Origin of the sequence: Tianweitania sediminis (assembly GCF_017813335.1) — a bacterium.
Lineage (GTDB): Bacteria > Pseudomonadota > Alphaproteobacteria > Rhizobiales > Rhizobiaceae > Tianweitania > Tianweitania sediminis.
In genome coordinates this window covers 1,203,991-1,218,497 of sequence record NZ_JAGIYY010000001.1, presented here as the reverse complement: position 1 = coordinate 1,218,497, position 14,507 = coordinate 1,203,991, and the positions used below count along the sequence as shown (strand labels likewise).

The 14,507-nt window shown below is 62.0% G+C and carries 14 protein-coding genes; 7 read left to right on the top strand and 7 right to left on the bottom strand.

The window, feature by feature from the left end; all coding sequences use genetic code 11:
* Positions 1-62: 62 nt before the first annotated feature.
* From J5Y06_RS05970 to tkt, 3 genes are all read right to left on the bottom strand, one after another.
* Positions 63-1,910, bottom strand: a complete 1,848-nt coding sequence (locus tag J5Y06_RS05970) for a potassium/proton antiporter (RefSeq protein ID WP_209334413.1) — start codon at positions 1,908-1,910, stop codon at positions 63-65.
* Between the two features lie 164 nt (positions 1,911-2,074).
* Positions 2,075-3,082: a type I glyceraldehyde-3-phosphate dehydrogenase gene (gap, locus tag J5Y06_RS05965; RefSeq protein ID WP_209334108.1), complete on the bottom strand. Its 1,008-nt coding sequence runs from the start codon at positions 3,080-3,082 to the stop codon at positions 2,075-2,077.
* A gap of 54 nt (positions 3,083-3,136) precedes the next feature.
* Positions 3,137-5,122, bottom strand: coding sequence for a transketolase (gene tkt, locus J5Y06_RS05960; protein WP_209334107.1), 1,986 nt, complete (start codon positions 5,120-5,122; stop codon positions 3,137-3,139).
* 271 nt (positions 5,123-5,393) lie between these two features.
* Between tkt and J5Y06_RS05955 the strand changes: the two genes are divergently transcribed.
* From J5Y06_RS05955 to yddG, 4 genes are all read left to right on the top strand, one after another.
* Complete coding sequence (locus J5Y06_RS05955) at positions 5,394-5,663, top strand: DUF4164 domain-containing protein (protein WP_209334106.1); 270 nt, start codon at positions 5,394-5,396, stop codon at positions 5,661-5,663.
* Between the two features lie 12 nt (positions 5,664-5,675).
* A complete protein-coding gene (locus J5Y06_RS05950; RefSeq protein ID WP_209334105.1) occupies positions 5,676-6,041 on the top strand; it encodes a cell division protein ZapA in 366 nt (121 codons plus the stop codon).
* A 107-nt stretch (positions 6,042-6,148) separates the two neighbouring features.
* Entirely contained in the window at positions 6,149-6,895 is a 747-nt protein-coding gene (locus J5Y06_RS05945) for a DUF3108 domain-containing protein (RefSeq protein WP_209334104.1), read from the top strand.
* A 62-nt stretch (positions 6,896-6,957) separates the two neighbouring features.
* Positions 6,958-7,845 (top strand): aromatic amino acid exporter YddG, encoded by an 888-nt coding sequence (yddG, locus tag J5Y06_RS05940; RefSeq protein ID WP_209334103.1) that lies wholly within the window; start codon positions 6,958-6,960, stop codon positions 7,843-7,845.
* On the opposite strand, the gene gloB is transcribed toward yddG, so the two are convergent.
* Positions 7,842-8,606, bottom strand: a complete 765-nt coding sequence (gene gloB / locus J5Y06_RS05935) for a hydroxyacylglutathione hydrolase (protein ID WP_209334102.1) — start codon at positions 8,604-8,606, stop codon at positions 7,842-7,844. The two genes, yddG and gloB, sit on opposite strands and share 4 nt — an antisense overlap.
* A 101-nt stretch (positions 8,607-8,707) precedes the next feature.
* On the opposite strand from gloB, the gene J5Y06_RS05930 reads away from it, so the two are divergent.
* On the top strand, positions 8,708-9,439 hold the full coding sequence (locus J5Y06_RS05930; RefSeq protein ID WP_209334101.1) for a class I SAM-dependent methyltransferase: 732 nt from the start codon (positions 8,708-8,710) through the stop codon (positions 9,437-9,439).
* Positions 9,440-9,450: 11 nt separating this feature from the next.
* Here J5Y06_RS05930 and metW read toward each other — a convergent pair whose 3' ends face one another.
* Positions 9,451-10,089: a methionine biosynthesis protein MetW gene (metW, locus tag J5Y06_RS05925; RefSeq protein ID WP_209334100.1), complete on the bottom strand. Its 639-nt coding sequence runs from the start codon at positions 10,087-10,089 to the stop codon at positions 9,451-9,453.
* The gene (gene metX, locus J5Y06_RS05920) at positions 10,086-11,282 is read right to left on the bottom strand and encodes a homoserine O-acetyltransferase MetX (RefSeq protein WP_209334099.1); all 1,197 of its coding nucleotides are present in this window, start codon (positions 11,280-11,282) and stop codon (positions 10,086-10,088) included. The genes metW and metX overlap by 4 nt, the downstream gene beginning before the upstream one ends.
* Positions 11,283-11,454: 172 nt before the next feature.
* On the opposite strand from metX, the gene hisC reads away from it, so the two are divergent.
* Both hisC and J5Y06_RS05910 read left to right on the top strand, forming a co-directional pair.
* Positions 11,455-12,567, top strand: a complete 1,113-nt coding sequence (gene hisC / locus J5Y06_RS05915; protein WP_209334098.1) for a histidinol-phosphate transaminase — start codon at positions 11,455-11,457, stop codon at positions 12,565-12,567.
* A gap of 11 nt (positions 12,568-12,578) precedes the next feature.
* Entirely contained in the window at positions 12,579-13,508 is a 930-nt protein-coding gene (locus J5Y06_RS05910; protein ID WP_209334097.1) for a prephenate/arogenate dehydrogenase family protein, read from the top strand.
* Here the strand turns inward: J5Y06_RS05910 and J5Y06_RS05905 are convergent.
* The gene (locus J5Y06_RS05905; RefSeq protein WP_209334096.1) at positions 13,505-14,494 is read right to left on the bottom strand and encodes a DUF2125 domain-containing protein; all 990 of its coding nucleotides are present in this window, start codon (positions 14,492-14,494) and stop codon (positions 13,505-13,507) included. The two genes, J5Y06_RS05910 and J5Y06_RS05905, sit on opposite strands and share 4 nt — an antisense overlap.
* Positions 14,495-14,507: the final 13 nt, after the last annotated feature.

Sequence of the window (14,507 nt, the reverse complement as noted above, 5' to 3'; positions counted from 1 at the left end):
TATAGACGTCATGCCACGCTTGCGTGCAAGCGGTGCACGAAGCGCCTCCGCAGCAAAATCGATTAAGGAGCAGGCTCGCTGCTTTCGGGCTGCTCTGCGGGACCCGGGGCCGTCCTGGCCTTCCGGTTGCGCCAGCTTTCCCGCACCTTGTCCGCGATCTCGCGCAGGTTGAAGAAGGCCGGAATATTGGGCGCACGCGATTCCGGCTCCAAGGAAATCCCGACGGTCTGGATGATCCCATCGTCATCGATGTCGCGCACAATGAGATCCACCGGTCCCATCGGAACGCGGTCGGCATATTCGGCACGTCCGCCGAGCCGCGCCGTCATCAGTTCGGCGACGGTCATGTCTTCTTCGCCCGGATGCAACTGCGGGCCATAGGCCGCCTGCAGTTCGATCGCCGGACGCTTCGCATCGATTGTGAAGGCGCCGAAGAATTCGGCATCGTCGCCATCCAGAACCGCGGGGCTTGCAAACAGACGGTCGAGGAGGCGCGGGTAGCGGTGATGCGTAAAGAGATAAACATAGTCGTTCGCCCTGAGGCGTCCGGCATATTGGTAGCGCATGGACTGGCCATCACGGATCACCAGCGACGGGCGGGCCCAACGCGGTACGCGCTCCCCCTTGGCAACAGGACTGCTAGGCACGACGCGGTACACCAGGAGCTCATGATGGGCGGTGCCGGGCAGTTCCAGTTCCACCTTGTCCACTGCGCCGATATGCGCCGGCACGATGAGACCCAGCCGGCGAGCCACAGGGCCGATCGTCCAGCCCTGCACCAGCAGCGACACAAGAACGATGATGAAGGCAGCGTTGAAGAAGATCTGCCCGTTGGGCACGTCACCCAGAACCGGCACGATCGCCAACAGGATCGACACGGCGCCACGTAGGCCGACCCACGAAAGAAAGGCGGTTTCCGTACGGTGGAAGTTGAAAGGAAGAAGGCAGATCCACACGGCGAGCGGACGCGCGACAAAGATCAAGAACAGCGCGAGCCCAAGCGCGGGCAGAAGAATGGCCGGGAACTGCGATGGCGTTGCAAGAAGCCCGAGCACGAGGAACATGATGATCTGCGCCAGCCAGGTGAGACCGTCGTTGAAGCGTCGGATGCTGGCATGGGCGCGAATGCTGCGGTTGCCGGCGTAAAGGCCCGCCACGTAAACGGCGAGGAAGCCGCTTCCACCGAGCGCACCCGTGACCGAAAACACCAGCATGCTGAGCGCGATGGTGAAGATGGGCGTCAGCCCTCGATCGAGCTTCAAGCGGTTGATCAGGGCGACGATCAGGATGCCGCCAAGCAGACCGGCCAGAACGCCGACGCCCATCTGCAGGAGGAAATCAACGGCAAGGTCGAGGCCGATCTTTTCCATGCCCGCGCCGCTCGTGATCAGTTCCACAAGCGAGATGGTCAAGAAGATGGCCATCGGGTCGTTGGCGCCGGACTCGACTTCCAGCGCCGAGCGGACCCGATCGCGCACATTGATGCCGCCGATCCGCAGCAGGAAGAACACGGCCGCGGCATCCGTCGACGCAACAATGGAGCCGAGCAGCAGCGACTGGAGGGTGGACAGGTCGAGAAAAAAGTGAGCCGCGATGGCAAAGATCGCAGCGGTCAGGATCACACCCGCGGTCGCCAAGGTAATTGCCGGCGCCGCTGCCAAGCGGAAGGTAGCGATGGAAGTTCCGAAGCCGGAGTCGAACAAAACAACAGCCAGCGCGAGGCTGCCAATGAAATAGGCCGCGGCGGAGTTGCTGAAGGTCAGCCCGAGGCCGTCTTCCCCCGCCAACAGGCCGATGCCCAGAAACAGGAGAAGCAGGGGAGCGCCGAAGCGAAACGAAAGAAGGCTGGAAAAGGCGGCAACCAGCACGAGCAGCGTGCCGATCAAGGTAATGAAATATACGCCGTCCAGCATCCACACCTGTCCCCTGGAGGCCGACCCTCCCTTCCAGTCCCATCCATATGCCACGCTCGTAGCGAAGCTTGCTTGCGAGTCGGGTCACCAATCCGTGAACGAAAAAAGCGCCCGAAGTCGGGCGCTTTCGTCATCAACTGCTGAACGTGCGGTGTGGCGCGTCAGATCAGCTTGCTGAACGCAACAGCGGTGTCCGACATGCGGTTCGAGAAGCCCCACTCGTTGTCGTACCAGGACAGAATGCGCACGAAGTTGCCTTCCAGCACCTTTGTCTGGTCCAGCGCGAAGGTGGACGAGTGCGGATCATGGTTGAAGTCGATCGACACGTTTGGCTGATCGGTGACCGCCAGCACGCCCTTGAGCTTGCCGTTGGCAGCCGATTTCACAGCCTCATTGATTTCTTCAACGCTGGTGTTGCGGGACGCCGTGAACTTCAGATCCACCACTGACACGTTCGGGGTGGGCACGCGGATCGACGAGCCGTCGAGCTTGCCCTTGAGTTCCGGCAGCACGAGGCCGACCGCCTTTGCCGCACCGGTCGACGTCGGGATCTGCGACAAGGCGGCTGCACGGGCGCGGTAAAGGTCCTTGTGCATGGTGTCGAGCGTCGGCTGGTCACCCGTATAGGAGTGGATGGTCGTCATGAAGCCCTTTTCGATGCCGACGGCCTCGTGAAGAACATAAGCGACCGGCGCCAGGCAGTTTGTGGTGCAGGACGCGTTCGAGATGACCATGTGGTCCTTGGTCAGCTTGTCGTGGTTCACGCCATAAACCACGGTGAGATCCGCGCCGTCGGCAGGCGCCGAAACGATGACGCGCTTGGCACCGGCCGAAAGATGTGCGGACGCCTTGTCTTTGGACGTGAAGATGCCCGTGCATTCCATCGCGATATCAACGCCAAGGTCACCATGCGGCAGCTCGGCCGGGTTCTTGATCGCCGTGACGCGGATGCGCTTTCCATCGACGACGATGTAATCGCCGTCGACCTCGATCTTGCCAGGATACCTGCCGTGGATGGAATCGAAGCGCAGCAGGTGAGCATTGGTTTCCACCGGGCCAAGATCGTTGATGGCAACGACTTCGATGTCCGTGCGGCCGCTCTCATGGATGGCGCGCAGGATGTTGCGGCCGATACGCCCGAACCCGTTGATGGCGACTTTCACTGTCATTCCGCTCTCCCTTGCCTTTGGATCAGGCTTTCAACGCAACTTCAAAAACAATGCTCAAGCAGACAGGCGCTTCTGGACCGCTGCCGCGGCGGCCTCTGCGGTGATCCCGAAATGCGGGTAAAGATCCTCGATCTTGCCGCTGGCACCGAAACCGCTCATGCCGATGAAAATGCCATCGCGGCCGATCAGGTGATCCCAGCCCTCGCGGACACCGGCTTCGATCGCCACATTCACGGGCGTGGTTCCGGTAATCGCCTTGCGGTAGGCTTCGTCCTGTTCTGCAAACAGCTCCATGCACGGCACAGACACGACGCGCGCAGCAATGCCTGCAGCCTTGAGCTTTTCACGGGCGCCAAGCGCGATCTCGACTTCCGAGCCGGACGCGAAGATCGTCACATCAGCGTCGCTCGCTGGCGCCAGTTCATAGGCGCCGCGTGCTGAAAGGTTCTCATCCGTGTGTTCAGTGCGCAGCGTCGGCAGGTTTTGCCGCGTCAGTGCCAGCGTCGAGGGCGTCGACTGAGACTTCAACGCGGCTTGCCAGCATTCAACCGCTTCCACCGCATCGGCTGGACGCATCACATAGTGGTTGGGGATGGTGCGCAGCGCCCCAAGATGCTCCACCGGCTGATGCGTCGGGCCATCTTCGCCAAGACCGATCGAGTCATGCGTCATCACGAAGATCGAGCGGATGTGCATCAAGGAAGCAAGCCGCATGGATGGACGAGCATAATCGGAAAAGGTCAGGAAGGTCCCGCCGTAAGGAATCACGCCGCCGTGCAGCGCAAGGCCGTTGATGGCAGCGGCCATGCCGTGCTCACGAATGCCGTAATAGATGTAGCGGCCGGAATAATCATCGGCCGACAGCGGCTTGGTTTGGCTGGTCTTGGTGTTGTTGGAGCCGGTCAGGTCGGCTGAACCGCCGATCGTTTCCGGCACCACGCCGTTGATGACTTCCAGCGCCATTTCCGACGACTTGCGGGTTGCGACCTTCGGCTTGTCCGCGGAAAGCTTGCGCTTGTAGGTGGTAATAGCTTCATCCAGGCCAGCCGGCAGTTCGCCACGGAAGCGCCGCTCAAATTCCGCCTTCAGCTCGGCGTCCAAGCCGTTGAAGTGTTCCTGCCATGCCTTCTGGTGCTTGGCGGCGTTGAGGCCGGCCAGCCGCCACGCGTCCAGCACGTCCGAAGGTACCACGAACGGTTCGAATTCCCAGCCGAGCGCCTGACGTGTGGCGGCGATCTCTTCGGCGCCCAGTGGCGAACCATGCGCCTTGCTGGTCCCTGCGCGGTTTGGTGAGCCGAACCCGATCGTGGTGCGGCACGCGATCATGCTCGGTTTGTCAGAAGCCTGTGCGGCTTCGATCGCCTGAGCGATCGCTTCCGGATCGTGCCCGTCGATGCGCTGCGTGTGCCAGCCCGAGGCTTCGAAGCGCGCGCTCTGGTCGGTTGAGTCTGCAAGCGAAACGGGACCGTCGATCGAGATCTGGTTGTCGTCCCAGAACACGATGAGCTTAGACAGCTTGAGGTGACCGGCCAGCGTGATGGCTTCCTGGCTGATGCCTTCCATTAAGCAGCCGTCGCCGGCAAGCACATAGGTGAAGTGGTTCACGAGGTCATCGCCGTAAGCGGCGTTGAGGTGGCGTTCGGCAATGGCGAAGCCGACGGAGTTGCCGAGGCCCTGCCCCAGCGGACCGGTTGTGGTTTCGATACCATCCGCATGCTTGTATTCGGGATGGCCGGCCGTCTTCGAACCGAGCTGGCGGAAGTTCTTGATCTCGTCCAGCGTCATGTCCTCGTACCCCGTGAGGTAAAGGAGCGAATAAAGCAGCATGGAGCCGTGGCCGGCCGAAAGGATGAAGCGATCGCGGTTCGGCCAGTTCGGGTTCTGCGGATCGAAGCGAAGGTAACGGCTGAACAACACGGTGGCGATATCCGCCGCGCCCATGGGCAGGCCCGGATGGCCGGAATTCGCCTTTTCCACCGCGTCCATGGAAAGGAAGCGGATCGCGTTCGCCATCCGATCGTGTTTGTCGCGTGAGGTCATGGCGCGTCGCTTTCTTTGCGTAGGAAGTGGCTGAATGCAGCGGGGCGGAGCCAGTTTTGATGCGTGGCCGGACACATAGCAGGCAGCACCGGCCTGTCAATCAAACGCGCCGCCCCTCGGCGCTGTTCGCGGGGGAAACGAACCACACTTCATTGACGTTCTAAAATCGAGACGCCAAGACTGGCAAAACAGCTGCAAGCGGGCGCCCGAACTGATTCGAGCCGCTTCGCATAAGGTTTGTTTCGGAGCCGAGCGGTCGGAAGACGAGGGTATGGCGGAAACGTCGCTTAACGAGGTCATCGATCGGCTTGGCCGCGCGCTCGGCGCGCTGGAGGCTGTCGTGGCGGCGCGTGTTGAGCGAGAAAGCGACTATCACGAGGCGGAAGCCGAAGTGCAGCGCATGAATGCGGATCGTGCACGTCTGGCGGGTGAGCTCGATAACTCGGAAGCGCGCGCTGAACGGCTGGAAGAAGCAAACAAGGAAGTGTCGCGGCGCCTGGTCACGGCGATGGAAACCATCCGCGCCGTTCTGGACCGATAAGGGCTGTCGCCGATGCCGCAAGTCACCGTTACCATCGATGGCAAAGCCTACCGGATGGCCTGCGACGAAGGGCAGGAAGAGCACCTTTTCGAACTTGCGCAGCGGTTTGATCGTTACGTCGGCCACCTGAAAAGCAATTTCGGCGAGATCGGTGACCAGCGCCTGACCGTGATGGCGGGGATCATGATCCTTGACGAACTCAGCGAGGTGCAAACGCGGCTGAAAAGCCTCGAAGGCGAGCTCGATGGGCTTCAGCAAAGCCGTGACGAGGTGCTGCAAAAGGCAGCGCAGGATGAGGCAACTCTAGGCACCGTCCTCCTCGACGTTGCAGAACGGATCGAAGCTTTGACGGCCAATCTGGCGCCCAAGCCGGGCTGATCTTTTCATCATCCTGTTGCCTTGAACTTCCCGTAACTCCGAAGCCGATGGCTCTGGAGGCGATGATGCGGTCTGCTTTTTGTTCTGCGATGGTGGCAGCGGCGTGCATGGGCGGCTTGGTCGCCGCGGCCGTGCCTGCGCGCGCACAAACCTTTCAGGCCGAATACGTGGTTTCGATCTTCGGCCTGCCGATTGCGCGATCTACCTTCACGAGCCGGTGGACCGAAACCAGCTACGAGATCCAAGGGCAGGTCTCGAGCTCGGGTTTGGCTGCGATCTTCGACGACACCAAGGGAACAGTGGAAGCGTCGGGGCGCCTCGAAGATAAGGATGCCGAACCGCAGCGCTACGAGTTGGACTACACGTCCGGCAAGAAGAAGCAGTGGACCCTGGTGCGGCTCGAAGACGGCAACGTCGTGGCGACCGAAAACGCGCCTCCGCCCAAGCCGCGCCGGCATAGCTGGGTCCCGGTTGAAGCCGCCCACCTCGCGGATGTGGTGGATCCGCTCACCGCTACGCTGGTGCAGGCGGCGTCCCCGGACGATGTGTGCAACCGCACGGCACGGATCTATGATGGAGAGTTGCGGGCGGATCTCAGCCTCAGCTTCCTGCGCAAGGCGCCTGCAAAGGTCGGGGACTTCGAGGGCGAAGGCGTCACATGCGCCATTCGCTTCACGCCAATATCTGGCTACCGCAAGGGCTCGAAAACGATCGAATACCTGGCCGGCGGCAATCGGATGGAAGTCACCTTCGCTCGGCTGGGCAAAACCTCCTTCTTTGTTCCCCTGCAAGGCCAGGTGGAAACGCGCATCGGCACCGTGCATTTCCGTGTCGGCAAGATCAGCGGCGTCTGATGCTGCTGGCATTAGACAGCCGTGGCTGCTAGGCGCGCAGCATATCACTGATCTGGAACATCATGGCCCGCGCAACCCTGATCGGCTTTACCGCTATCGCCATGTGGGCGCTTCTTGCCGTTCTCACCGCCGCTTCCGGCGCCGTGCCGCCGTTCCAGTTGCTGGCCATGACGTTCGCGATTGGCACGCTGGTCGGGCTTGCCGCTCGCATCCTGGAGCCGGCCGGGGCCAAGGCGCGGGTGCCGCTGTCGGTCTGGTTTGTGGGAATCGGTGGGCTGTTCGGCTACCACTTCTTTTATTTCACGGCCCTGCGCGCCGCACCGGTGATCGAAGCGAGCCTGATCGCTTATCTCTGGCCCCTTCTGATCGTGCTTGGCTCCGCGCTCATGCCGGGCGAACGCTTGCGGTGGTTCCACATCTGCGGCGCCCTCCTTGGGCTCGGCGGGACCGTGCTGATTGTCACCAAGGGTGGCAGCGTGTCGTTCGACAGCCGTTTCGCCTTTGGTTATGCGATGGCTGGTCTTTGCGCCCTGTTCTGGTCAGCCTATTCCCTCTTGTCGCGACGGTTCCAGGCCGTGCCGACGGGCATCGTCACCTGGTATTGCCTCGCAACTGCGGGGTTGTCGCTGGTTTGCCACTTGCTTCTTGAGCAAACAGTCTGGCCGCAGGATACCACCCAGTGGCTGGCCGTGCTGGGCCTCGGCCTTTTGCCGGTCGGGGCTGCGTTCTACACTTGGGACCATGGCGTCAAGCACGGCAACATCCAGGTGCTGGGAGCAGCGAGCTATGCAGCGCCACTGCTTTCGACGCTGGTGCTGATTGCAGCCGGCGCGGCTGAAGCGAGCGCCAGCATCGTGGCTGCTTGCCTCGCCATCACCGGCGGCGCGGTTCTCGCTTCCAAGTCGATGTTGTCTGGCGGCAAGCGCCGGACCGGAAGCGGGGCTTCCTAGAAGCTGTCCTTGCGCTTGCGAATGGCAGCAAAAACCTCAGCATCCCCGGCGCTTTCCATTCCGAGCGTCTTTCGCACCTCAGGGGCTTGGAAGCGAAGGAAGGGATTGGTGTCGAGTTCATCGCCGATTGTGGTGGGCAAGGTCATCGAATTGCGCGCTCGCAGATGTTCAACCTCGGCAGCCCGCGTGCGAAGTGCCTCGTTGTCCGGATCAACCGTCAACGCGAAGCGGGCGTTGGACTGCGTGTACTCGTGCCCGCAGTAAACAACCGTGTCGCGCGGCCACCCGGCAATCTTCTGCAGCGAAGCAAACATCACGTCCGGTCCGCATTCCAGCAAACGGCCGCAGCCCAGCGCGAACAGCGTGTCCCCGGTGAAGGCCAGTTTCGCATCTGGAAGGTAAAAGCTGATGTGACCAGCGGTATGGCCGGGTGTGGCAAACACATCCACCGAATACGCGCCGAGCGACACGACGTCCCCTTCTTCCACCGTTTGGTCGATGCCCGGAATACGGTCGGCTTCCGCAGCGGGACCGACGATTGGCATGCCGTAGCGCTTCTTGAGGCCGAGATTGCCTGCAACATGATCGCCGTGATGGTGGGTGATCAGGAGCTTGGTGGGGGTCCATCCTGTCCGCTCGAGCGCTGCCACAACCGCTTCTTCCTCCGGCGCATCGATCACCAGTGTTTCCCCGCTGTCGGGGTCATGAACAAGCACGCCGTAGTTGTCGGTGCGGCAAATGAACTGCTCGATGTGAAGCATTGTGGTCTCCCGATGCACAGGGCTGAAGATATGGTGGCATTCCCGAAGCGCCAGCCCAAGCGAGCGTTGAAGTGTCACGGCTGCGCCACTAGGGTCGCTTCATGAATACCGATATCGTTGATCTGCGCGCGTTTTATGCCTCACCGCTCGGCAATCTGGCAGAACGGGCGATCGCGATGGCCTTGTCTTCCCTTTGGACCCCGCTCCCCAATGAGCGGCTGGTCGGGCTCGGTTATACCCTTCCATGGCTCGAGCGCTTTGGCACCGATGCGGAACGTGTTTTCGCGTTCATGCCAGCAACGCAGGGTGCGGTGAACTGGCCGGCCGCCGGACCTTCAGCGACAGCACTCGTGTCGGAAGAAGACCTCCCGCTGCCAAACTCTTCCGTGGACCGGATGCTGCTGGTTCATCTGCTTGAGCACTCGGAAAATCCGCATGAAACGCTAACTGAAATCTGGCGCGTGCTGGCGCCAGGTGGTCGTCTCGTCCTCGTTGTGCCGCATCGGAGGGGGATCTGGGCCCGCCTGGAACATACTCCATTCGGCACCGGACGGCCTTATTCCCACGGACAACTGCTGGCGCTGCTGCGCGAAACCAACTTCACCCCCGGTGCCTGGGGAGATGCCCTGTTCTTTCCGCCCTCAAGCGGACGCTGGATGATCCGCTTCAGCCAGGTTCTTGAGCGCGCGGGTCGACGCTTCTGGCCGATCTTTTCCGGCGTGGTCGTGGTGGAAGCGCAGAAGCGCCTCTACCAGGGTGTCCCCGTCGCCAAGCGCGTGACACGGCGGGTGCTGGTACCAGCCCTCAGTCCGCAGGGAGCGGCAAGAGGCTAGCACTGAACAGATCAGCGCCGCAGCATGAAGACCGCTTGCTGGCCAAAGAAGTTCCAGAACCACCAGGGCATGGACAGGCCGATCTTCTGCCCGCTCCCATCAAGAGCCGCCGCGCTTTCCACCTTGGCGCCCACTTCATCGCAAAGGTTCACGAAGTCGCGGATCGTACAAAAATGGATGTTGGGCGTGTCATACCAGCTGTAAGGCAGGTGACGGTTCACGGGCATCCGTCCCTTTAGCGCCAAGGCAAGCCGGTTCGGCCAGTAGCCGAAGTTCGGGATCGAGACGATCACCCGTTCACCGATGCGCAGAAGGTGCTGCAGCACCTCCTTCGGGTTCTTCGTTGCTTGCAGCGTCTGGCTCAGGATCACAAAGTCAAAGCCGCGGTCCGGGTAGAACACGAGGTCGGTGTCCGCGTCCCCTTGGATCACCGACAGGCCCCGCGCCACGCAATTGTTTACACCCCGCTGCGACAGCTCGACGCCCCGTCCATCGACATTCTTCTGCGCGGCAAGCAGTTCCAGGAGGAGCCCGTTGCCGCATCCGACATCGAGCACCTTGGCCCCGGGCTTGATATAGGAAGCAACGACATCCAGGTCGAAGCGAACTTCGGTGTCACCGATGGTGAGTTGTGGCTCGGCCTGGATCATTGCGTCACCTCCGCGAGATCCTTTGCGCGCGCTGCCGAACTGATGAAGCCCCGGATCGCCGCAAACAGTTCGGGCTCGTCGAGAAGAAACGCGTCGTGACCGCGATCCGTCTCGATCTCCACAAAGGAAACCGACGCGCCGGAAGCGTTCAGTGCGTGCACCACCGACCGGCTTTGTTCTGTCGGAAACAGCCAATCGGAGGTGAAGGAGACCAGACAGAAACGCGTGGAGGTGCCGGCAAAGGCATCCGCGAGCCGCCCATCATGATCAGCGGCAAGGTCGAAATAATCCATGGCGCGCGTCATGTAGAGGTAGGAGTTGGCATCGAAGCGGTCCACGAAGGTCATGCCCTGGTGGCGCAGATAGCTTTCGATCTGGAAATCGGCGTCGAACCCGAAAGTGAGTTGCTCGCGATCCTGCAGGTTGCGCCCGAACTTTCGATGAAGAGCCGACTCCGACAGGTAGGTGATGTGGGCCGCCATGCGTGCCACGGCGAGGCCCTTGGCGGGACGCTTGTTTTCGTCGAAGTACTTTCCGCCACACCAGTCGGGATCAGCCATCACAGCCTGGCGCCCGACCTCGTGGAACGCGATGTTCTGCGAGGAATGGCGCGGACCGGTGGCGATCGCCACGGCGCTGAACACCCGCTCGCCATAGCTCGATGCCCATTCCAGCACCTGCATGCCGCCCATGGAGCCACCGATCACACAAAAAAGCGTGTCGATCCCGAAATGGTCCACCAGCATCACCTGCGCCCGGACCATGTCGGGAATGGTGATCACCGGAAGGTCGAGGCCATAGGGCTTGTTTGTGGTCGGGTTGATGGAGGCTGGCCCAGTTGAACCAAGGCAGCCGCCGATGACATTCGAGCAGATCACGAAAAAGCGGTTCGTGTCGACGATCTTCCCCGGGCCGATCAGTACGTCCCACCAGCCATCCTTGCCGGTCACCGGATGCTTGTTGGCGGCGTGCTGATCTCCGGTCAGCGCATGGCACACCAGGATCGCGTTGGAGCGCGCCTCGTTCAGGGTGCCATAGGTTTGGTAGGCGATCTGGAAAGGAGAAAGCTCCACGCCCGCATCAAGCATCAACGGCTTGTCGGGTCCGAACTTCAAAACGGGGCTGGTCGGATTGTTTGCCTCATCGGCGGCAATCAGCCGGCGCGCACGCGCGGTTTTCGGAAAGATCGTCATGTCGGGCAACCCCAGGGAAAGATGGCGTAGCTAGGAAAGCTCCCCGGCCTCTGTCAATGCCGCCGCTGAACAGCGCCCGCTGCAGGGAGGCTTGCGGCTCGACATTCTTTGGCACCGGGTCTATTCCCGACCCGCTTTCCGAACTTTCACCGGCCAACTTCTGAGCACCGTCATGACCGCGCCCGCTTCCCCTGCCCGTCCGACCCCAAAGCCCGGCGTAATGGATATCGCTGCTTATGTTCCGGGCAAGTCCTCGGCACCCGCAGGTGTCTCCAAGGTCCACAAGCTGTCGTCGAACGAAAACCCGCTCGGCGCCTCACCTGCGGCGGTTGATGCCGTGCGGACAGCCGCGGAACGGATGGAGTTCTATCCGGATGGCTCCGCAACCGCGCTGCGCGAAGCGATTGGCGAAGCCTATGGGCTCAACCCCGCAAACATCCTGTGCACCAACGGCTCGGACGAGGCGATCGGCCTCCTGGCACAGGTTTATCTCCAGCCCGGCGACGAGGGCGTGTTCACCGAACACGGGTTTCTGGTCTACCGCATCTATATCCAGTCAGCCGGCGGCGTACCCGTGGCTGTCACGGAAAACGCGGAAACGGCGGATATCGACGCAATCCTGGCGGCGATCACGCCGCGCACGAAGATCGTGTTCCTTGCCAACCCCAACAATCCAACCGGCACCTACATCCCTTTCACCGAGGTGCGCCGGCTGCATGCTGCCTTGCCCCCGCATGTGCTGCTCGTGCTGGATGCCGCCTATGCCGAATATGTTCGCCGCAACGACTATGAGTCCGGCGTGGAACTCGTGTCCACCAGCGAAAACGTGGTGATGACCCGCACCTTCTCCAAGATCCACGGCCTCGGCGGCATGCGGCTGGGCTGGATCTACGCGCCGGCGCATGTGGTTGACGCGCTGAACCGCGTGCGGGGCCCGTTCAACGTCAACGCGGCGGCGATAGACGCTGGGGTGGCCGCCATCCGCGACCGTTCGCATGTCGAGAACACCGTTGCACACAATGACCATTGGCTACCATGGCTGACCGCCGAACTGACGCAGCTCGGCTTGCGGGTGACCCCGAGCGTCGGGAATTTCATCCTGATCCATTTTCCTGAGAACGAAGCGCATTCCGCAGCGAAAGCCGACGAATACCTGTCGGCGCGCGGTTATATTCTGCGTCGCGTCGCGGGCTATGGTTTCCCGAACGCGCTGCGCATGACCGTGGGCTCCGAAGAAGCCAATCGTGGCGTCGTCGCGGCCTTGAGCGACTTTCTCAAGACGTAAGAACATCAGGAATGACCAAACCCCACTTCGAGAAGATCGCCCTTGTGGGCATCGGTCTCATCGGCTCGTCGCTTGCCCGGGTGATCCGCCGCGAGAAGCTGACGAGCCACATCGCCATCGCCACCCGGTCGCAGGCCACGCTGGACGAGGCACGCGCCCTTGATCTGGGCGACAGCTACGCGGACGATGCGACCACGGCGGTTCGGGATGCAGATCTCGTGATCGTTTCCGTACCTGTCGGCTCCTCCGGCACGGTGGCAGAACAGATCGCGCCAGCTCTGAAGCCCGGCGCCATCGTCACCGATGTCGGCTCCACAAAGGCCTCGGTGATCGCGCAGATGGCACCGCATATGCCCGAAGGCGTCCATTTCATTCCGGGACACCCCATTGCCGGCACGGAGAAATCGGGGCCTGCGGCTGGCTTTGCCGACCTCTTCCAGGGCCGCTGGTGCATCCTGACGCCCCTGCCCGGAACCGATGCGGACGCAATCAACCGGCTGGGCGCCTTCTGGGAAGCCTGTGGGTCACGCCTCGATACAATGGACGCCAACCACCATGACAAGGTGCTGGCGATCGTCTCGCACCTGCCGCACATCATCGCCTATAACATCGTCGGAACAGCCGATGATCTGGAAACGGTGACGCAGTCGGAGGTCATCAAATATTCTGCCTCCGGCTTCCGCGACTTCACGCGTTTGGCAGCGTCGGATCCAACCATGTGGCGCGACGTGTGCCTCCACAACAAGGATGCGATCCTCGAGATGCTGGCGCGCTTCTCGGAAGATCTTTCATCGCTTCAGCGCGCGATCCGCTGGGGTGACGGCGACAAGCTGTTCGAGCTCTTTTCGCACACACGCGCCGTGCGCCGCTCCATCATCGAAGCCGGCCAGGAAGTGGACCTGCCGGACTTCGGCCGACAGGCTGTCGCCTCGAAGACCTAGGGCCGCAGCGGCGGTATGTCGCCGAGCGTGATGAAGGCGATGGAAGCCCTCCCCTTGCTGATCGTGAGAGGCAGGGACGGAGCGTTTCCAAGCATCATCAAACCCGACGACGCCATTTCGATCTCGCGCCGCTGGTCGGGGAACAGCGCCGTCAGAACACGTGCGATGGCGTCGGGCCGCCGCGCGGTCAAGGTAAGCTTCGCGTCGATCAGACCGGACGGATCGACTGCCAGCGGCCCGCTGAGGCTGATCTCGGCATCCGGACCAAACGACAGGGTCATGGTTCGGATCTCGGTCTTGTAACCAAGCGAGATTGCTTCTGGCGAAACAGCAAGGGCCACGCCGTCGAATACGGTCAGGTTCGCGACGGCCTGGAAGGGCGGCGTTTCACCCGTTGCACCAAGCGCCGTTAGCCGCAATCCTGCGAAGCGAGCGGCAAGATCAACATCGCCTTCGTTGGTCCGCAGATGGAGCTGCATGTTTTCGGACGTGAATAGCTGCGCGCCATCCGAACCCTCGCGCACGGCAACATCGCGTCCTTCAACAGAAAGCGCGCTCGGCATGGGTTCGGCGAGCCGCGCGCTGGCATGCATCAACTCCCAGTCTGCCGACAAGGGAACCAGGCCCGGAAGGTCTGCCTGCAGCGGCCCCTCGACTTCACCGATCACCGTGCGCGGCTGATAGATCTGCGCAGCCGAGCGGAACGCGCCCGCCTCCACGCGTATATCGCCGGCTGGGTTCGCATAGGTCACACGTTCGCAGAACAAGCCGATCCGGAACGGAAAGCCACGCACATCCTGCTCCACGCAGTCGGCTTGCCCGCCGGCCCTGCGGATGTCGCGCAGCGAGCGGTTGACGGCTGTTTCCATCTGTTCCGCAAGGTAATACCAGCCGGCAACATAGGCACACACCACCACGAGAATGATCACGGCCAAAACGATTACGCGCCGGAGGATCGGGGAGCCCGGCTGGTCACTTGACGTCATGAAGGGTCTGCTT